22 protein-coding genes are annotated in these 18,133 nt (G+C 42.9%); 11 read left to right on the forward strand and 11 right to left on the reverse strand.

Going from position 1 to position 18,133, the window contains the following annotated elements:
* Nucleotides 1-14: 14 nt before the first annotated feature.
* Nucleotides 15-2,954 carry an insulinase family protein gene (locus tag PAE54_RS01170; protein ID WP_326518106.1) on the reverse strand — a complete coding sequence of 980 codons (2,940 nt, stop codon included), beginning with the start codon at nt 2,952-2,954 and terminating at the stop codon, nt 15-17.
* A gap of 230 nt (nt 2,955-3,184) precedes the next feature.
* Between PAE54_RS01170 and PAE54_RS01175 the strand changes: the two genes are divergently transcribed.
* The 8 genes from PAE54_RS01175 (at nt 3,185) to PAE54_RS01210 (ending at nt 8,799) form a co-directional block, all read left to right on the forward strand.
* The gene (locus PAE54_RS01175; RefSeq protein ID WP_326518107.1) at nt 3,185-4,189 is read left to right on the forward strand and encodes an adenosine kinase; all 1,005 of its coding nucleotides are present in this window, start codon (nt 3,185-3,187) and stop codon (nt 4,187-4,189) included.
* A 16-nt stretch (nt 4,190-4,205) separates the two neighbouring features.
* A complete protein-coding gene (locus PAE54_RS01180) occupies nt 4,206-4,514 on the forward strand; it encodes a Rieske (2Fe-2S) protein (RefSeq protein ID WP_326518215.1) in 309 nt (102 codons plus the stop codon).
* A gap of 16 nt (nt 4,515-4,530) precedes the next feature.
* Nucleotides 4,531-5,139 (forward strand): OB-fold-containig protein, encoded by a 609-nt coding sequence (locus PAE54_RS01185; protein ID WP_326518108.1) that lies wholly within the window; start codon nt 4,531-4,533, stop codon nt 5,137-5,139.
* Nucleotides 5,140-5,449: 310 nt separating this feature from the next.
* Nucleotides 5,450-5,641, forward strand: a complete 192-nt coding sequence (gene cydP / locus PAE54_RS01190; protein WP_273779130.1) for a cytochrome oxidase putative small subunit CydP — start codon at nt 5,450-5,452, stop codon at nt 5,639-5,641.
* Complete coding sequence (locus PAE54_RS01195; protein ID WP_273779434.1) at nt 5,641-7,227, forward strand: cytochrome ubiquinol oxidase subunit I; 1,587 nt, start codon at nt 5,641-5,643, stop codon at nt 7,225-7,227. Before cydP ends, PAE54_RS01195 begins: the two co-directional genes overlap by 1 nt.
* On the forward strand, nt 7,224-8,369 hold the full coding sequence (cydB, locus tag PAE54_RS01200) for a cytochrome d ubiquinol oxidase subunit II (protein ID WP_273779129.1): 1,146 nt from the start codon (nt 7,224-7,226) through the stop codon (nt 8,367-8,369). Before PAE54_RS01195 ends, cydB begins: the two co-directional genes overlap by 4 nt.
* Nucleotides 8,370-8,393: 24 nt before the next feature.
* Nucleotides 8,394-8,495 (forward strand): cytochrome bd-I oxidase subunit CydX, encoded by a 102-nt coding sequence (gene cydX, locus PAE54_RS01205; RefSeq protein ID WP_000270276.1) that lies wholly within the window; start codon nt 8,394-8,396, stop codon nt 8,493-8,495.
* Between the two features lie 4 nt (nt 8,496-8,499).
* Nucleotides 8,500-8,799, forward strand: coding sequence for a cyd operon YbgE family protein (locus PAE54_RS01210; RefSeq protein ID WP_273779127.1), 300 nt, complete (start codon nt 8,500-8,502; stop codon nt 8,797-8,799).
* Nucleotides 8,800-8,862: 63 nt separating this feature from the next.
* Here PAE54_RS01210 and PAE54_RS01215 read toward each other — a convergent pair whose 3' ends face one another.
* From PAE54_RS01215 to PAE54_RS01235, 5 genes are all read right to left on the reverse strand, one after another.
* A complete protein-coding gene (locus tag PAE54_RS01215) occupies nt 8,863-9,510 on the reverse strand; it encodes a DUF2057 family protein (protein WP_326518109.1) in 648 nt (215 codons plus the stop codon).
* 193 nt (nt 9,511-9,703) lie between these two features.
* Entirely contained in the window at nt 9,704-10,387 is a 684-nt protein-coding gene (locus tag PAE54_RS01220) for a nitroreductase family protein (protein ID WP_326518110.1), read from the reverse strand.
* Between the two features lie 168 nt (nt 10,388-10,555).
* On the reverse strand, nt 10,556-11,653 hold the full coding sequence (gene ftsY / locus PAE54_RS01225) for a signal recognition particle-docking protein FtsY (protein ID WP_326518111.1): 1,098 nt from the start codon (nt 11,651-11,653) through the stop codon (nt 10,556-10,558).
* Between the two features lie 109 nt (nt 11,654-11,762).
* On the reverse strand, nt 11,763-12,008 hold the full coding sequence (locus PAE54_RS01230; protein ID WP_326518112.1) for a hypothetical protein: 246 nt from the start codon (nt 12,006-12,008) through the stop codon (nt 11,763-11,765).
* Nucleotides 12,009-12,200: 192 nt separating this feature from the next.
* The gene (locus PAE54_RS01235) at nt 12,201-12,557 is read right to left on the reverse strand and encodes a hypothetical protein (RefSeq protein WP_273779121.1); all 357 of its coding nucleotides are present in this window, start codon (nt 12,555-12,557) and stop codon (nt 12,201-12,203) included.
* A gap of 218 nt (nt 12,558-12,775) precedes the next feature.
* Between PAE54_RS01235 and PAE54_RS01240 the strand changes: the two genes are divergently transcribed.
* From PAE54_RS01240 to PAE54_RS01250, 3 genes are all read left to right on the forward strand, one after another.
* Complete coding sequence (locus PAE54_RS01240) at nt 12,776-13,009, forward strand: hypothetical protein (protein WP_273779119.1); 234 nt, start codon at nt 12,776-12,778, stop codon at nt 13,007-13,009.
* A gap of 129 nt (nt 13,010-13,138) precedes the next feature.
* A complete protein-coding gene (locus tag PAE54_RS01245; RefSeq protein ID WP_273779118.1) occupies nt 13,139-13,513 on the forward strand; it encodes a DUF2750 domain-containing protein in 375 nt (124 codons plus the stop codon).
* A 141-nt stretch (nt 13,514-13,654) separates the two neighbouring features.
* A complete protein-coding gene (locus PAE54_RS01250) occupies nt 13,655-14,086 on the forward strand; it encodes a CBS domain-containing protein (protein WP_326518113.1) in 432 nt (143 codons plus the stop codon).
* 55 nt (nt 14,087-14,141) lie between these two features.
* On the opposite strand, the gene trpB is transcribed toward PAE54_RS01250, so the two are convergent.
* From trpB to PAE54_RS01275, 5 genes are read right to left on the reverse strand one after another with little or no spacing between them, the layout of a single operon-like run.
* Complete coding sequence (gene trpB / locus PAE54_RS01255; RefSeq protein ID WP_273779114.1) at nt 14,142-15,347, reverse strand: tryptophan synthase subunit beta; 1,206 nt, start codon at nt 15,345-15,347, stop codon at nt 14,142-14,144.
* 17 nt (nt 15,348-15,364) lie between these two features.
* Nucleotides 15,365-16,552: a vWA domain-containing protein gene (locus PAE54_RS01260; RefSeq protein WP_326518114.1), complete on the reverse strand. Its 1,188-nt coding sequence runs from the start codon at nt 16,550-16,552 to the stop codon at nt 15,365-15,367.
* A gap of 10 nt (nt 16,553-16,562) precedes the next feature.
* Nucleotides 16,563-17,414, reverse strand: coding sequence for an AAA family ATPase (locus PAE54_RS01265; RefSeq protein ID WP_326518115.1), 852 nt, complete (start codon nt 17,412-17,414; stop codon nt 16,563-16,565).
* A 14-nt stretch (nt 17,415-17,428) separates the two neighbouring features.
* Nucleotides 17,429-17,830: a hypothetical protein gene (locus tag PAE54_RS01270; RefSeq protein ID WP_326518116.1), complete on the reverse strand. Its 402-nt coding sequence runs from the start codon at nt 17,828-17,830 to the stop codon at nt 17,429-17,431.
* A complete protein-coding gene (locus tag PAE54_RS01275) occupies nt 17,820-18,131 on the reverse strand; it encodes a YcgL domain-containing protein (protein WP_273779107.1) in 312 nt (103 codons plus the stop codon). The genes PAE54_RS01270 and PAE54_RS01275 overlap by 11 nt, the downstream gene beginning before the upstream one ends.
* Between the last annotated feature and the right edge of the window lie 2 nt (nt 18,132-18,133).

The raw sequence follows: 18,133 nt of genomic DNA on the forward strand, positions 1-18,133 counted from the left end.
ATCAACTGAAGCGCTTAGTTGACCTGTTTAATTTCAAATCCTAATTGCTGCAACACATCACGTTTAGCAAAGGGTGCCACCACTGATTTCATCGGTTGTTGCTCGATTAAATACTGCTGGGCAACACGTTTTAAATCATCCAGTGTCACGTTCAATAGACGTTCGCGCAAGGTTTTACGAAATGCAGGAGTACGGCCATGCAATAGTGCATAACACGCCGTAATGGCTTCACCCGCTGGTGAACCAGGTTTATCCATACTGGCGATCAATCCCAGAATCGCTTCTTCCAACTGATGCGGTTGCTGCTCCACCTGCATTAACCACTGTAAGCTGGCTTCGAAATCAGCAAAGGTTTCTGCCAGACGTGGATCACGGTAACTATAAAAACGGAAAGCACAGGCATTGCCATCATAGCTCGCACCACCACCATAGGCACCGCCCTTCTCACGAATCGCACTATGCAAGAAACCATTACGCAGGTAGGCTGCCAATACCATCAGAGGTGCCGCATCTGGATGAGCGACTTCTACTGCAGCATAGGCTGAAGCACAGAACTGAACATTGGTTTGAATCAACCACGCCTGATCCTGATCTGTATCTTGATACACAACTGGAGCAAGATCGATAGGACTTCTTTCAACGGCCAGTTTGTCCCACACCTGTTGAATTTCTTCCAGTAACACCTCTGTATGCTGTTCTTCACATACCAGTAAAAATTGTTTCGGTGATTGCAACAGCTTCTGATGGATCCGTTGTAATTCCTCGATCAGTTGCTGATAGGCGGTTTCATCCGTTTCAATTTTACTGACCAGTTCAGATAACCAGTTCAGTGCCCCTAGCCCCGTCGTCTGATAATCACGCTGTGCCAAAGCACTCATCTGGCGTGAAGCCACCTGCATCGCGTAACTATGACCTGAACCTGAAATACGCGATTGCCAACGGGTTTTACGTTGCTGCAACAGCTCGATAATCCGTGCTTTTTCATCAAAACGGAGCTGTTCAAACGCGATCTTTAACAAACGAATGGCATCCAAGTTATGCGTGAGAGATTTGGTTGTCAGAGTCATCCATGCAGTGATCTGCTGTTTATCATCGACTTTGCTGCGTAAAGAGGCGCCCATCCCCAATCCACCACTCACTGCCGTTTGCAGCTGTTGTAGTTCTAGATAACCATATTCACCGGCACCGACTTCCCCCATCAGGATTGACAACAGACTAAAATACGGCGATTTCACAATATCATCTGGAATCTGGATCAACACCTGTTGATAATAAATACCATTGGTGCCGGCATGATAAAGGTTCAATGGCGTATCCAAACCATTACAAATAATTTCGCGCAGCTGCCCCTGAACGATCTGCAAATCTGCCGGTACATCTTCAAGGCCGACTTTCGGTAACAGGTTCAGATCGTCCGGAGTATCTTGACGGATTTTCAATGCCTCGGTCTGCGCTACAATTTCAGCACGCTGCTCATCGGTCAGTTCAGCGGCAATTTCCGCTAAACGTGCTTGCTCAGCCTGCTGCTCTTGTGCAGATTTAGTCGCATCCGGTACCAACGTCATTTGTACACGATGTGGATTATCCAGCAGATGGGTCTGGATTAAACTAGACAACCACATTGGGTCTTGCAGTTCTTCTTTCACTTGCTCAATCGCTGAATCCACATCCCAGACCTGAACAGGATCATTGTGATGAATAACACTGCTCAAGCCATTCAAAATCAGGCTCAAACCATAAGGCATACCATCGCCATTGATTTCGCGTTGATGTAACTCAATTTGATGCAAGATCGCATCAACTAAGGTTTTATCGACCGGTTGAGACGCGACCTGTTGCAGAATATTCAATACACCTTGCTTGAACTCTTCCGCATGTTTCGGATTAGAACCCTGCACCCCACAGTAGAAAGTCATTTCAAAATTGCTGTCATCCACCCCCATCATTGGACCGGTAGACTGCGCATAGCTACAGGTTTCCAGATAATGGCGCAATGGTGAAGCTGAGTTTTCCAGTAACACACCTTCAACCAAGCGCATGCCCAGACGCAACTTTATGTCGCTCGCTTGTGGAAGTAACCAGGCCATCACATGATAAGTTTTGTCCTTCAGTTCATCCGCATCAACCGCGTAGGTCTCAGTGACTTCGATCGGCGCATTCAAGCGTTTTTCAGGATGCGAATGTAAAGTTTTTCCCGTCTGAAACTTATGTAGCGCCAGGGTTTCAAATTGTTCCTGCAACTCATATGCAGACTGGTTACCAAAGGTCATAAACACCGCATTACTCGGATGATAATGCGATTGATAAAACTCAACCAGTTGTTGATAGCTCAGATCAGGAATATCTTTAGGATCACCACCCGAGTTGTAATGGTAGGTCGTTTCAGGGAATAAGTGATGCGCCAATTGATGGTACAACTGATCCGCAGGTGCACTCATTGCTCCTTTCATTTCATTGAAAACCACCCCTTTAAATACCGGCTGGTCATTCTCAAGTTCGATCCGAATCCCTTCCTGAGCAAAATCCAAAGGATTCAGGTTGGCTGCAAATGCCGCATCCAGATACACGCTAAGCAGGTTTTGGAAATCTTTTTTATTCTGCGTAGCAAAAGGATAAGCTGTCCAATCCGCTGCAGTAAAAGCATTCATAAAAGTATTCAGTGAACGGCGCACCATCAAAAAGAACGGATCACGTACCGGAAATTTTTCAGAACCACATAATGCCGTATGTTCTAAAATATGCGCTGTTCCTTTTGAATCCATCGGCTGGGTACGGAACGCGACCAGGAAAACATTTTCATCGTGTTGCGTAGCCAAATGATAGTGCACCGCACCTGTCACTTTATGTTTGTATTCAGATACACAAATATCTAAGGCTTCAACATGGTGTTGACGAACCAACTGAAACGCGGGATGGACAGTATGAGCAATGGTTTCAGTGACATCGACAGTCATGTGATCTCCTAGTAAAAAAATCAAGAATAAAAGTTTCAGGCATTATACCTATAGTTCTAATCACAATTCACGTATTTCACTTGCGATTATTGAGTCAGCCAGGATGACCTCACAGCTGCCATACGAAATGCCTCGTCTAGCCCGGATAGAGTTGAATTTTTTTCATCAAACTACAGCAATCCTGAGCATTCGTGTAAACTTGGCTTTTTATTTCAGATGTGATTTCTAACATGGCGACTGTTGAGCTTTTTGCAATTGGTAATGCATTAATTGACCAGGAATTTAGAGTATCCGATGACTTTCTCGTTCAAGAAAACTTGCAAAAAGGCACCATGCAGCTCTGTGATGGTGAAACTCAAAGTGCCTTATATCAACATTTAAAAGCCACTCAACACTATAAAGGCCAAGCAAGTGGTGGTTCTGCAGCCAACACCACCGTCGCTTTTAGTGCGTTAGGTGGCAAAGCCTTTTATGGTTGCCGTGTAGGTAATGATGATCTCGGTGAAATTTATCTCGAGGGTTTGAAAGAAGCAGGGATCCAGACCACAGCTAAGTCAATCAGCGATGGCGTGACTGGTACGTGTATGGTGCTAATTAGTGAAGATTCAGAACGTACCATGCAAACCTTTTTGGGTATTACCGCTGAGCTCTCTGCAACACAAATCGACTTTGAACCGCTCAAGACCGCAAAATGGTTGTATATCGAAGGCTACCTGTCTACCAGTGAAACTGCGCGTCAGGCGGTTCGTGAGGCCCGACAGATCGCACGTGCGCACGGTGTGAAAATTGCCTTGACCTTGTCCGACCCGGCAATGGTGCAATATGCTCGCGCTGGTCTGGATGAATTGCTGGATGATGGGGTTGATCTGCTGTTTTGTAACGAACATGAAGCCATGATGTATAGCCAAACGGATAATGTGGAAGATGCTTTAGCCAAGCTACAGACCATTAGTCAGATCACCGTCATCACCCGCAGTGAAAAAGGTGCAGTGATCGCAACCCCTGAAGGGAAATTTGGCGTAGCCGGCCGATCGGTTAAGGCGGTGGATGCCAATGGTGCAGGCGATGCATTTGCCGGTGCTTTGTTGTATGGTTTAACCGCAGGCTTTTCGGATCAAGCTTCTGCTGAGCTTGCTATCCTGATTTCCAGTGAAGTGGTGGCTCACTTCGGTCCACGCCTCGCACTATCAGACTACAGCCGCCTTCTACATAACTTTCAGAAGGAATGTGCCTGATATGAATAAAATTTGTATGATGGAAGATATTCCTGAACGCGAAGCACGTGCTTTTGAAACCATAAATGGGGAGACTATTTTTATTACCCAACGGGATGGCTGTTTTTATGCCTATCAAAACTTGTGTCCACATCTACAGGTAGAACTTGAATTTCTCGAAAATCAGTTTCTGGATCGGGATCAAGAATACATCGAATGCTCAACACACGGTGCATTGTTCCAGGTTGAAACGGGGCACTGCATTTCCGGACCTTGTGTAGGCCAATCCCTTGAAAAGGTCGCAATCACCGTGCATTCTGACGGTGGAATCTATTTAGAAGAATAACGAATACAGGTGAGCCATGGCTGAGTTTCTAACCCACTATGATTTGATGCTTTTCCATTTAAGTGTTTTCATTCTGGTGTTACTCAGCATGGCTGAAACCATCGGCTATTACATCGGCTTACGGCCCAGCCGTTTTTTAGCCCGTAGATCACCCCAATGGCTAAAACGCTCCCCTCTCTTTCAGGTTAAGTTTTCCAAGATCCTGATTATTGTCTTCTTACTGCTAAATTTCAGCGTGGCAGGCTACTTCCTGCAACTTGTCTGTTATGCCAATCAGGGGCATTTCATCTCCGCATTCTATTTGATTATTCCTGCGCTCATCATCGCGATTTTTTTTACGGTATTTATGATTCACTGCCTGGATCAAGTCATCAAACCTAAACGTGACACACATAGCACGCCGCTACTCGGGCGACTCGCCACAATTTCTAGTGGCAATGCACGTCCAGGGTTTTCAGCTCAGGCTCGAGTCCGGGATGAATTTGGGCAACTCCATTATGTTCAGGTAGAACCTGAATTTGGTGAGCTTGAATTGCAAGCTCAGGTCATCTTAATTCGCTTGAAGAAATCCCATTATGTTGCGAAAAAAATTTCTCAATCTAATCGCTTATTTAATCCCGACTAATTTTGTTACGATTAACTTTATACCACCATTTATTAAATAAATATAAAAGATTAAAATATTTAACCTCTAATATTTTATTATCAAAACATTAATTACAACTGTTTTAATCAGAATTAAACAATATAAACACAACTGTTTTAATAGGTTTTTATTTCATTTTATTTCATTTTAAATACTCACTAGTCACACATATAAGATATTGTTTTATATAAATAAATCAATATATTTTTATTTTAACTATCCAAGGTATTTCTTTTTCGTATATTTTTGTTTAATAATGGTTGTAAGTTAAAAAAACAGGCTTATTTCTATGAGCTTAGTTAGCAAAAATCTCAATCGTCGACTCGTTCGAGAAATTACGATTATTTTAATAATCAAAGTCGTACTTTTACTCACGATTAAGCACATCTGGTTCGACGCTCCCACTATTCCCAAAAACTTTGACAATCAAGTTGCTGAGCATATTGCCAGCAGTCCTTCCCAAATCAAGGAGACACGTTGATGATTTCTGAAAGCGTGGTCGATCTTTCGCGGTTCCAGTTCGCTATGACCGCGATGTATCACTTTATTTTTGTTCCTCTCACACTCGGTATGGCGTTTCTTCTTGCCATTATGGAAACGACCTATGTCGTTTCTGGTAAAGAAATCTATAGAGACATGACCAAGTTCTGGGGAAAACTCTTCGGTATTAACTTCGCTTTAGGTGTTACGACCGGTCTGACCATGGAGTTCCAGTTTGGTACCAACTGGGCTTATTACTCACACTATGTGGGTGATATCTTTGGTGCACCATTAGCCATTGAAGGTTTGATGGCATTCTTCCTTGAATCGACGTTTATTGGTCTATTCTTTTTCGGATGGGATCGCCTATCTAAAGTTCAACATTTGGCTGTGACTTGGCTGGTTGCACTTGGCTCTAATATGTCAGCCTTATGGATTCTGGTCGCGAATGGCTGGATGCAAAATCCTGTAGGTTCAGCCTTCAATTACGAAACCATGCGTATGGAATTGGTGGACTTTGGTGCACTCATTCTCAATCCGGTTGCTCAGGTTAAATTCGTCCATACCGTTTCAGCCGGTTATGTAACCGGTGCAATTTTTGTGCTGGCGATTTCCAGCTATTACATGCTGAAAAAACGCGATCTTCCATTCGCACGCCGCTCATTCGCAATTGCCGCAATCTTTGGCTTGGCGTCTTCTCTCTCCGTTATTCTACTCGGTGACGAATCAGGCTATGAACTCGGTGACGTTCAAAAAACCAAACTTGCTGCTATTGAGGCGGAATGGGAAACAGAACCAGCACCAGCGGGCTTTACACTTTTTGGTTTCCCAAACCAGGAAGAAATGCGTACCGACTATGCCATTAAAATTCCCTATGTGATGGGGATCATTGCAACACGTTCTCTTAATACTGAAGTCACAGGTATTAAGGATCTGATGAAACAGCACGAAGCCCGTATCCGTAACGGTATGATTGCATATGGTCAGCTTGAACAACTACGTGCAGGCAACACATCAGCTGAACTTAAAGCGGCTTTTGAAAAAACACAAAAAGATTTGGGTTACGGCCTACTTCTTAAAAAATATACACCAAACGTGGTAGATGCCTCTGAACAACACATCCAGGCAGCTGTGAAAGACAGTATTCCAAACGTTGCTAGCCTATTCTGGTCATTCCGTGCAATGGTCGCTTCTGGTTTCTTGATGCTGTTACTCTTTATCTTGGCATCATGGTCTGTTGCAAAACGTAATGCAGAAAATAAACCTTGGTTGCTTAAATTTGCATTGTTTGCCCTTCCATTGCCATGGATCGCAGCACAAACTGGTTGGTATGTTGCTGAAGGTGGTCGCCAACCATGGACGATTGGTGAGGTTCTACCTACACACTTATCTGCATCAACATTAAGTACGGGTGACGTTTGGGGTTCTATCATTGCCCTAGCAGCGTTCTATACTGTACTACTGATCATTGAAATGTACTTGATGATCAAATTCTCTCGTCTCGGCCCAAGCTCGCTTCATACTGGTAAATACCACTTTGAAAAACTAGAAGCAGCACAAAAGCCATCTGAGGAGGCTCAAGCATGATCGAATATGAATTACTCAAAATCATTTGGTGGGTTCTGGTTGGTGTTCTACTGATTGGCTTTGCACTCACTGATGGCTTCGACATGGGCTCAATGGCGATTATGCCTTTTGTCGGCAAAAATGATGAAGAACGTCGTGCAGCAATCAATACGATTGCTCCTCACTGGGACGGCAACCAGGTCTGGTTTATCACGGCAGGTGGCGCGCTATTCGCTGCTTGGCCAATGGTTTATGCAACAGCATTCTCAGGTATGTATTGGGCTCTGCTTCTCGTCTTGTTCGCGTTATTCTTGAGACCTGTTGGCTTCGACTACCGCTCCAAACTTGAAAACACCAAATGGCGTAATTCCTGGGACTGGGGTTTGGCCGTTGGTGGCGCAGTTCCAGCACTCGTCTTCGGTGTCGCTTTCGGTAACATGTTTTTGGGCGTACCATTTGTTTTAGATGAAACTGTACGTTCAACTTACTCAGGTAGCTTCTTTGCCTTGCTTAATCCGTTTGCACTGCTTTGTGGTCTAGTCAGCTTGTCGATGCTATGTGCGCATGGTGGTGCATGGTTAATGTTACGTACCGATGGTGCATTACGTGAACGTTCTGCTAAAGCCACTCAACTTATGGGTCTACTCTATCTCGTGACCTTCTTGGCAGTTGGTGCATGGTTGTATTTCGGTGGAATTCAAGGTTATACCCTTGTAACCCCTTACGACACTAATGCTGCAGCGAATCCATTAGCTAAACAAGTTCTAACAAATGCAAATCCGGGCTGGATGAATAACTATACCACCTACCCAATTACCATGATTGCACCGATCATGGGTATTTTAGGTGGCTTGCTGGTTGTTTTGGCGGCAGGTAAAAACAAAGCAGGCTTAAGCTTTACCGGTACCAGCCTTGCGATTATCGGCGCGATCCTGACTGCTGGCTTTGCACTCTTCCCATTCTTGATGCCTTCAAGCCTAAACCCTGTTTCCAGCTTGACCATGTGGGATGCTGTATCTAGTAAAACCACCTTGACCGTCATGACTGTTGCAGCTTGTATCTTTGTACCAATCATTTTGAGTTACACAACTTGGTGCTATTACAAGATGTGGGGCGTGATTACTAACAAGCACATTCAAGAGAACTCACACAGCCTGTACTAAGGCTGTGTCAAAGGAGAAGAAATTATGTGGTATTTTGCGTGGATTCTCGGTATTTTAATGGCATGTTTCGCCGGTGTACTGAGTGCTTTGTATATTGAGCATCATCAGAATTTAGATGAGGAATAACACCATGACTGAACAAGCAATGACAACAACCAAGCAAAGTAAACTGCACACTATTGCAATGATCCTTTCATTTTTGTTGGCATTGCCTTTAGCAGTTGTGTTGTTAATTCACCCTAGCTTGATGCTGGATCACCGTGGTGAGTATAGTCACAACGTGATGATGCTCATCATGATCGGTATTTCTGGCGGATTCATTCATGGCGTTGGTTTTGCTCCACGCTTCTGGTTATGGAAATGGTTATTTAGTCCATTTGTTGCTTGGCCCTTAATGTTTTTAGGTTACTACACCTGGTTCCTAACCTGATTTTCTAAAACCAATAAAAAAAGACCTCTTGATGAGGTCTTTTTTTTATATTCATCTTTAAAGTTATTGAGCTTGTTCCGCTAGCCAAGTCATGAATTTTTGACGTTCAGCTTTTGAGGCTTTTTTCCATAATTCAATGAGTTGCTGGTCTGTTGCATTTCCTGTTGAAATTGCTGCATTTGCAGGCTGTGCAACTGCAGTATAAACTGCAGCTGGCTGATTAACAGGTGTGGTTTTTTTCTGTGTCAAGTCGTAGGCACGACTAAATAGACCACCAGTTAACCACGGTTTCGCTTCTGTATTAGCACCTGTCTGTTGTACTAGTAATTGGTTATTTTTATTAAATAAACCAATCGTTGGCTGCTCAGCGTATTTTTTGGCTGCGTCAAAATCTTGAGGTGCATTCACCAAAGCCAGTTTGTAATTTTCACCATCTGTCAGGACTGGCGTTTTCAATGTGACAACACCAGATTTCACCACGTCATGCTCACCATTCAGATGCTGGAAGAACTGTACATAGCGCACACTTAAACTGGTCTCACCTGCATCCACTTTATATTGATTATTTTTGGCACGAAATAAGCCTGCATTTACTTCCTGATCATTCACTGCCAGGATGGCGATTTCTTCAGGCGCGTTAATGGTGACTGCAGAAAAAACAGAACCACTGATAGCCAAACCCAAGCTGGCAATTGCTAATCTTAAAGTCATGTTAGCCTTCTCTATTGATATCGTCGTGAAAATTTAACTGCACTATGCTATGTAGTTGTGTCAATTTTATGACAAAAATATGAATCAGAACGATAACTCATTGATATTTTTTATGATATAGATTTCAAAATCACTCATAAACCATTACTCAAATCCACAAATTTCTGATTCATATTTCATTTGAAAAATAATTTCAATTAAGCACTTTAAAACAAGTATGAATATTCAGATCGGTTTTCTCCTTTGGCTCTTCTTCAATTGATCCAAAGACCAATTGAGCCTTCAATTGCCATGAAGCTGGCAACTCAAAGTGTTGAGTGACTATTTGATCCACGACAGGGTTATAGTGTTGCAGATGTGCGCCCAATCCCGAATTTGCTAAAGCAGTCCAGACTGCATATTGTGCCATTCCAGAGCTTTGCTCTGCCCAAATGGGAAAATATTCGGCATGTAATGGGATCTGTTTCTGCAAACGTTGAATTACACTTGAATCTTCATAAAAGAGTACTGTGCCAAAAGCAGCTGCACATTGTTCAATTTTCATTGCAATACCCGCAAATACTTGTGAGGGTACTAATTGTCGTTGTTTTTCTTTAACGATATGCCAAAATTGCTGATGTGATTTATTAAACAGAATCACAATACGGAAACTATGGGTATTCAAAGGTGCGGGACATGAACGGACAGCCTCTTGAATTAAAGATTCAATTTCATCTAGTTGAATAGCAACCTTTTTACCGAGGGAATAAATGCTACGGCGTCGCTGTAATTGCTGAGCGAAGCTTTGTTTATCCTGAGTTATATCTGTTTTCTTAAACTTCAAATCTTTAGTAAGATCAGTCGTCAACACCTGTCCAATTTTATTGAGTAGCGTCATTAAAAATCCCCAACCTCAAATACCTTAAAATTTATATGGTTTTATTTTACCTGGGTTATCTCAATAGAAATCAAAACAATACATCCACATGATGCTTTTTAAAACAAAGAGTTATCATCAAAACGAAAAACTCCGCACTTAGCGGAGTTTCTGTGAATCAAGCAACATTTATTGTTTTTGATCGGTTTCAAACAAAGCCGCAACGAAGGACTTGGCTGAGAATGGACGCAAGTCATCAATCTTTTCACCCACGCCAATAAAGCGAATTGGAACATGAGTTCGGCTAGCAATATTAAACAGGACGCCACCTTTAGCTGTCCCATCTAGCTTAGTAATAGTAATACCGGTCAAACCTACTGCTTCATCAAACATTTCTACTTGATTAATGGCATTTTGCCCTGTACCAGCATCAACCACTAACATAATTTCATGCGGTGCCGTTGCATCAATTTTCTGCATAACCCGTTTCACTTTCTTGAGCTCTTCCATCAAATTGCTCTTATTGTGTAAACGGCCGGCTGTATCAGCGATTAATACGTCCACACCACGGGCACGCGCACTTTCAAAGGCATCAAAAATCACGGATGCACTATCTGCACCATGACCTTGTGCAACCACAGAGATATTATTGCGCTCACCCCAAATTTGTAGCTGTTCAGTCGCAGCTGCACGGAACGTATCCCCAGCGGCAAGCATGACTTTCTTACCTTCACCTTGCAAACGCTTAGCAAGCTTACCAATCGTGGTGGTCTTACCGACACCATTCACACCGACCATTAAAATCACATAAGGTGCTTTATTCGGATCAATATGTAGAGGCTTAACACGTGGTGCAAGTAAAGCCACCAATTCTTCCTGTAACGCTTTATACAAAGAGTGTGAATAAATCAAATCACCACGTGCTGTACGTTCAGTCAGATTGGCAATAATAGTTTTCGTAGCTTCAACACCAATATCTGCAACTAAAAGTTGCTCTTCAACTTCTTCCAGCAATTCATCATCAATTTCCTTACCACCAATCAGGATATTGACCATACCATCTGCAAAACTCTTACGAGTCTTGGTCAAACCCTCTTTCATCCGGCTAAAGAAACCACCTTTCGATTTTTCTGATTCGGTCTGCGCGACCGTTTCAGTGGGTGTTTCTACTTGGACAGATTCAACAATGGGAATATCAACAGCAGGTAAACTAGGTAAGGTGACATCATCATCGCCGATATCAGCATCAATCAAGAATTTATTTTGCATATTAGATTGCTGTTGCATGCCGATTCCTTGAAAAGCATTGCGTTAAAAAAATCGAAGTTTAGCATATATTCAACTGCTTTCCCGCAGCAATGGCACCTCTGCTCAACTCAGACCAAAGTTGCTCACGTTACGACTCTTCATGCTTGAGTGCTGGAAAATGCCTAATCTCAGCCTGTTCAAATTGATAGCCATGAAGCAATTTTAAATAGGCACGTTTCCGTATCGAAGACTGTTCAAGTAATGCGATCGCCATCGCCTGTGTTTTAGGATAATTCGCTTGCTGTGCTAATACACTTACCTGTTGTTGCTGCTGTGGCGTAACCGGCCGAAAGAGTGCAATCGTCGCAAAAATCAAAATACAACCTATCATCATGATGAGAATCATGTAATAGATATATTCTATTTTTAATCGGGATATATAGAGAGAGAACCTATTAAAAAGATGTTGCATACATTACCTCGAGTTCGAGATAGTTTAGGAAGCAACAAGCTGAAGCACAAGATCAAAACGCAAGAGCAAATCTGGAGTTTACTCTTGCGCTAGACAAGTAGTAGCAAATAATGTTTAACCTACAATCGGTGGAATTACAGCCAAATATAGAATAGTAGCAATAATCACCAGTACAAGAAAAATGGCAAATACGCTTACGCCAGATTCAGCATCTGCAGGATGTAGATCTTCATCATCAGCGATACGGCGTAACTCGCCATCATAAACCAGATAGAAATGTCGGCGCTGTTCAGGTGGTAATTCATGTACCAAATCTTTCACTTTTTTGCGTTGACCAAGACAGAAATTCCCTAAATGAATTTCATGATGAAAAACCGCCTCATCGAGTTGTTGTCGATGATACTGCGCCAATGAAACAATTTGTGAGTCCGTAGGGGGAACATCAAAATTAAAACCGTCAAGTGTTTTCATGTTATTCTCCTTGTTAGCACTTTCTTTCCTATTAATTTTAATAAAAAAACTTTTTGATTATTGTTTAATCATGTAATCTTGAAATTATTAAAAATACACCTATATACAGATTGACACAGATGGATATCTGTAATATTAGTTTCACATAGAGCGAGTAAATTAATATGAAGACCAAAAGGGTCTAAGCGTCGTAATCATAATTAGAATAAGGAGTTAATATGATTCAACACATCTCTCACCATGACTTAGAACATACTTACGCGACTGCAGTTAGTACAATTCAATCGCAAATGAATTTCCAAGATGCTGTAAAACAGTTGGAAGAAGCGGCACGTGCGGGTCATGGTAAAGCTGCACTATTCTTAGCTGAACTGTACTATCAAGGTTTTCGCGTTGAACGTGACTCGATGAAAGCACAATACTGGCAAAAGATGGCCACAATGAAAGCATAAAAAAACGTCACTTAGGTGGCGTTTTTTATGGGAAAATTAATATTTACTTACGATTTTCAGCAAAGCTTACACGGTAATTTCATCTAATTTTTCTACAATAAGGCCAAGTTCAAATCGCACTAATGACTTATGCCTAAGTTCAAGCACCTATCCCCTGTTTCGCAAGAATTGATTCTCAAGATTTCCATCTTAAAAAGCATGATGTACTGTGGGGTCCTTTGGGGACTTTATCACCAGGGCTGGGCCATTAAATCAGACCAAGAGGGTTTTACTTTTCCTTTTTGGCTGAATGGCGTACAAGCTCACCGTTACGCTCAAATTCACTGGCCGAGCTACACTCCGCGCAAAATCACTCCGCATGATTTTCAGCAATCTTTGCTTCCCACCTTGTCTCGACTAAAAGTGACACCTGCAATTTTTAGCGCAAAAGGTCTCAAGCTGAAACTTTCAACCCAGCAGATGCGTCATTTCTTTTTTCAGGACTCGCTGTGGCAGGCTGCTTAATTCAAACCTAAAGTCCCCTTTTATACAACCGATGGTTTTTTATTCAAAAATACGTGATAAGTGACTGAAAAGTATTTGCAATATTTATGAATCCCGCTACTTTAAAATAAAACCCTATAACAAGAGCAAGGATAACAAGACATGACCAATGTAGCACAAGTAATTCAACACAAAGCTGATCAACAGGTTTTTACCATTTCTCCAAACTCTACCGTGCTAGAAGCCATTTCGGTCATGGCAGATAAAGGCATTGGAGCTTTAGTGGTCACCGATGGGGATCGCATCGTCGGTATTCTCTCCGAACGAGATTACACACGTAAGATCGCGCTCATGGAGCGTTCTTCCTATAGCACGACTGTCAATGAAATTATGACCAGCAGCGTACTCACCGTGACCTTGTCACACACAGTGGAAGATTGTTTACAGCTGATTACGGATCGTCATTTACGTCATTTACCTGTAGTTGAACAAGATAAATTAGTGGGACTTGTATCGATCGGCGATTTAGTGAAAGCCACGATGGAAGACCAAAAAAAAATGATTCAGCAATTACGACAATATATTTCCGGTTAATCACAAATCTATTAAATCTAAGGCACTATCAAAATGCCTTAGATTTTTTGAGACCTTACAGACCTAATTTTTGCGCAACATAATCCGCATCTTTATCACCACGACCCGATAGATTCACCACAATTTTTATGTCTTTCGCCATTTTTGGTGCTTCACGTAAAGCCCAAGCGACGGCGTGAGAGCTCTCTAAAGCAGGAACAATTCCTTCAACACGAGATAATGTCATAAAGGCATTCAGGCACTCTTCATCTGTTGCTGTGGTGTATTCCACGCGTCCGATATCTTTCAGGAAACTATGCTGAGGGCCTACACCCGGATAATCGAGTCCTGAAGCAATCGAATGTACCGGTAAGGGTTCACCATGTTCATCTTCTAATACATAACACGCCATACCATGTAATTGACCTGGTTTACCCAAAGTGAGTGAAGCAGAGTGCATATCGGTATCCAAACCATGTCCTGCCGGCTCAACTCCCACTAATTTCACATCAGGCTCATTTAAGAAGGCTGTAAATGCCCCCATGGCATTTGATCCACCACCGACACAGGCCACGACATAATCCGGATTCTGGCCAAAACGTTCGTTGGCTTGGACTTTGATTTCATCTCCAATAATGGATTGGAAGTCACGAACCATTTTCGGAAATGGATGCGGCCCCACCACTGAGCCAATTGCATAAATATAGTTCTTCGGGTCTTTCAGGTATTCTTCAAATGCACTATCTACCGCATCTTTCAGTGTTGCAGTACCACGGGTTACTGAAATCAGATTGGCACCCAGAATCTTCATTTTCACCACATTCGGGTGTTCTTTTTCGATATCCACTTGCCCCATATGGATTTCACAAGGGATGCCTACCAATGCACACGCCGTTGCTAAGGCCACACCATGCTGTCCGGCACCAGTCTCGGCAATCACCTTACTTTTACCCATATATTTCGCCAATAGGGCTTCACCTAGACAGTGATTAATTTTATGTGCACCTGTATGGTTAAGATCTTCACGTTTCAGATAAATCTGAGCGCCACCGAGTTGATCTGATAAGCGTTTTGCATGAAACAATGGACTTGGTCGACCGACGTAATGGGCAAACAGGTCAGCAAGTTCCTGCTGAAATTCCGGCATATGACGGATTTCTTCATAGGCCTGATTGATGTCATCCATGGCCTCTTTTAAGTGAGGTGGAATAAACTGACCACCGTACTCACCAAAAAAACCCTCTTCATTCGGCAAAGCGATACCATTGATTTGATGCTGCATATTTCCCCCCTGAGAAATTAACGTGCTAAATAACGTGTCATATCCTCAATTCCACTCAAGGTCATGGAATACATATGATCTTCAAAAATCTGCTGAATCAGGCCAATCGTGCGCGTATGAGACCAGTAATTTTTTGGTTGCGGATTTAACCATGCAATTTTGACAAAATGTTGCCGCAAGCGACGTAACCACATTTCACCAGGTTCAGTATTCATATACTCGACCGAGCCGCCTGCGACCAAGAGCTCATAAGGTGCCATACTGGCATCCCCTACGACAATCACCCGATAGTCTTGCCCATAAGTATGCAGTAAATCCCATGTATTCATACGTGTGCTGGAGCGACGTGTATTGTCTTTCCAGACATAATCATAGAGACAGTTATGTAAATAAAAATATTCTAGATGAGCAAACTCTGCTTTAGCTGCACTGAATAGTTGTTCACATTCAGCAATGTGCGCATCCATAGAACCACCGACATCAAACAGCATTAATACTTTGATCCGGTTACGTCGTTGAGGCTGCATTTGCACTTGGAGCAATCCCTGTTTTGCAGTTTCCCGAATGGTATTCTCCAAATCAAATTCATCTGCTGCACCTTGCCGGGCAAATTTTCGCAAATGACGCAAGACTAACTGAATCTGACGTGAGCTCAGAATCTGTTCATCATCCAGATCCCGGTAACGTCGCTGCTCCCAAACCTTAACTGCCGAACGCTTGCGTCCAGGCCCAGCAATGCGTACACTTTCAGGATGATCACCATAAGCACCAAAAGGCGATGTTCCCGCCGTGCCAATCATCCATTTACCACCCTGATGTTTATGTTGCTGTTCACGCAGGCGCTGTTCCAACAACTCTAGAAGACCTTGCAATGAATCTGCTTTGGCAAGAGCTTGACGCTGATCCGCACTGAGCTGCTTCTCTGCCAACTCGAGATCAAACCATTCTGCTGGCAGCTGCTGTAATTGTTGTAAGAATTGCTCAGCATCCAGTGATGCCAAGCCATGAAAATAATCTTGCATAGCTCGGTCAAATTTATCGAAATACCGTTCATCCTTGACCAGAATCGTACGAGCCAATTGATAAAATTCATTCTGATTGGCAAAGACAACTCCGAGGTGAACCGCTTGATTTAAATCGATAAGCTCACGTGTAGTCACCGGTACGCCATACTTGCGCAAGGTATAAAATAGCCGTACAAACATGTGATAAGCTCTAACGTCGAGCTAAAAAAGCTAAACGTTCCAGCAGCTGTAGGTCCTGTTCATTCTTAATCAAGGCACCGTAGAGCGGTGGAATGACCTTGCTCTGATCATGTTGATGCAACACCTGTTCAGGCAGCTCATCTGCCATAATGAGGGTCAACCAGTCAATCAGTTCTGAGGTAGAGGGCAGTTTCTTCAACCCTGGAATTTGGCGCAACTGAAAGAAGATTTGCAAAGCCTGTTGAAGCAAAGTTGCCGAGATATGAGGGAAATGTAACTCAACAATCTGACGCATCGTGGCTTCGTCAGGAAATTCAATGTAATAAAAAAAACAGCGACGCAAAAAGGCGTCAGGGAGCTGTTTCTCATTGTTAGAAGTAATGATCACAATGGGTCGGTGAATCGCCTGAATAGTTTCGCTGGTCTCATACACATAAAATGACATACGATCAAGTTCATGCAGCAGATCATTAGGAAATTCGATGTCCGCCTTATCAATTTCATCAATCAACAATACACAGCGTTGTGGGCTGGTAAATGCCTCCCATAGCTTGCCAGGTTTAATATAATTTTTAATTTCATGAACTTGTGCATGACCGAGCTGACTATCGCGCAATCGGGATACTGCATCATACTCATACAGCCCCTGCTGGGCTTTTGTAGTGGACTTGATATGCCAAGTTATCAATTTCAGTCCAAGACTTTTTGCGACTTGTTCCGCTAGTAAGGTTTTTCCGGTCCCCGGCTCACCTTTAATCAGTAAAGGTTTTTGCAATGTTCGTGCGGCTTTCACGGCCAGTTGAAGGCTGTCTGTTGCGATGTATTGGTCAGTTCCTGAAAATTGTTGTACATCTACAGACATATACTCACCTATTTTTAGAGTGGTGGAATTTTCTTTATAGCCTTGCGTGTCGCAGTATATTTAGACCAGTAATAGCCAAGCAACAAACCTAAACCGATTACAAATAAAATAGCAGATAAGTTCAACCAGATCAGTAACGTTTGCTTGGTGACTATACCAAATAACAAACCAAAAATAGCAGGTGCAATCGCTGCATTATTGCCATCAGAGACTGTCGGTGTCAGCAAAATGGCAAATAACACGATCCAACTGATGCTACCCAAGGGTTGAGGTAAACGCTTAACGAACGCATACCAGCACCATAACAGGATCACCGACCCCATCAGATAGACCGTGACCGCGATACTATCCTCTGGGATAGTATCTAAGACGCCGGTCACACTTGCCCAGATGCCAGCAAATGAATCAAGCACCACGCAAGCCCTCTGGCGCAACGGCGTTTGGATTGATCAAGCCTTCAGGTGGCAACTGGATAAAGAATCCTTTAGTCTGCAAAGAATCCATCACATGCAGTACATTGGCACGCGCCAGCTTGCGGCTCTCACTCAACTGTAAATGCATCACAAAACTGGCACGACCGAAGGCAGTGCGGATGGCTTCTGGTACAACATCACCAAATGGGTTGTCATGATCTACGTCCTCATTCGGGTGGTTCGGACGTGCAATGTAAATGTACATTTCATCTTTTTTGCTTGATCGATAAATATCACAATGCATTT

The organism is Acinetobacter minutum (assembly GCF_035916735.1).
GTDB lineage: Bacteria > Pseudomonadota > Gammaproteobacteria > Pseudomonadales > Moraxellaceae > Acinetobacter.

What these genes read in the sequence shown, in the direction of transcription:
- PAE54_RS01215 (WP_326518109.1), bottom strand. Translation starts at nt 9,510, where the DNA reads ATGACTTTAAGATTAGCAATTGCCAGCTTGGGTTTGGCTATCAGTGGT.
- PAE54_RS01245 (WP_273779118.1), top strand. Translation starts at nt 13,139, where the DNA reads ATGCCTAAGTTCAAGCACCTATCCCCTGTTTCGCAAGAATTGATTCTC.
- PAE54_RS01230 (WP_326518112.1), bottom strand. Translation starts at nt 12,008, where the DNA reads ATGATGATAGGTTGTATTTTGATTTTTGCGACGATTGCACTCTTTCGG.
- PAE54_RS01175 (WP_326518107.1), top strand. Translation starts at nt 3,185, where the DNA reads ATGGCGACTGTTGAGCTTTTTGCAATTGGTAATGCATTAATTGACCAG.
- PAE54_RS01180 (WP_326518215.1), top strand. Translation starts at nt 4,206, where the DNA reads ATGATGGAAGATATTCCTGAACGCGAAGCACGTGCTTTTGAAACCATA.
- PAE54_RS01195 (WP_273779434.1), top strand. Translation starts at nt 5,641, where the DNA reads ATGATTTCTGAAAGCGTGGTCGATCTTTCGCGGTTCCAGTTCGCTATG.
- PAE54_RS01250 (WP_326518113.1), top strand. Translation starts at nt 13,655, where the DNA reads ATGACCAATGTAGCACAAGTAATTCAACACAAAGCTGATCAACAGGTT.
- PAE54_RS01265 (WP_326518115.1), bottom strand. Translation starts at nt 17,414, where the DNA reads ATGTCTGTAGATGTACAACAATTTTCAGGAACTGACCAATACATCGCA.
- trpB (WP_273779114.1), bottom strand. Translation starts at nt 15,347, where the DNA reads ATGCAGCATCAAATCAATGGTATCGCTTTGCCGAATGAAGAGGGTTTT.
- PAE54_RS01260 (WP_326518114.1), bottom strand. Translation starts at nt 16,552, where the DNA reads ATGTTTGTACGGCTATTTTATACCTTGCGCAAGTATGGCGTACCGGTG.
- PAE54_RS01235 (WP_273779121.1), bottom strand. Translation starts at nt 12,557, where the DNA reads ATGAAAACACTTGACGGTTTTAATTTTGATGTTCCCCCTACGGACTCA.
- PAE54_RS01210 (WP_273779127.1), top strand. Translation starts at nt 8,500, where the DNA reads ATGACTGAACAAGCAATGACAACAACCAAGCAAAGTAAACTGCACACT.
- PAE54_RS01185 (WP_326518108.1), top strand. Translation starts at nt 4,531, where the DNA reads ATGGCTGAGTTTCTAACCCACTATGATTTGATGCTTTTCCATTTAAGT.
- ftsY (WP_326518111.1), bottom strand. Translation starts at nt 11,653, where the DNA reads ATGCAACAGCAATCTAATATGCAAAATAAATTCTTGATTGATGCTGAT.
- PAE54_RS01275 (WP_273779107.1), bottom strand. Translation starts at nt 18,131, where the DNA reads ATGCATTGTGATATTTATCGATCAAGCAAAAAAGATGAAATGTACATT.
- cydX (WP_000270276.1), top strand. Translation starts at nt 8,394, where the DNA reads ATGTGGTATTTTGCGTGGATTCTCGGTATTTTAATGGCATGTTTCGCC.
- PAE54_RS01220 (WP_326518110.1), bottom strand. Translation starts at nt 10,387, where the DNA reads ATGACGCTACTCAATAAAATTGGACAGGTGTTGACGACTGATCTTACT.
- cydB (WP_273779129.1), top strand. Translation starts at nt 7,224, where the DNA reads ATGATCGAATATGAATTACTCAAAATCATTTGGTGGGTTCTGGTTGGT.
- PAE54_RS01170 (WP_326518106.1), bottom strand. Translation starts at nt 2,954, where the DNA reads ATGACTGTCGATGTCACTGAAACCATTGCTCATACTGTCCATCCCGCG.
- PAE54_RS01240 (WP_273779119.1), top strand. Translation starts at nt 12,776, where the DNA reads ATGATTCAACACATCTCTCACCATGACTTAGAACATACTTACGCGACT.
- cydP (WP_273779130.1), top strand. Translation starts at nt 5,450, where the DNA reads ATGAGCTTAGTTAGCAAAAATCTCAATCGTCGACTCGTTCGAGAAATT.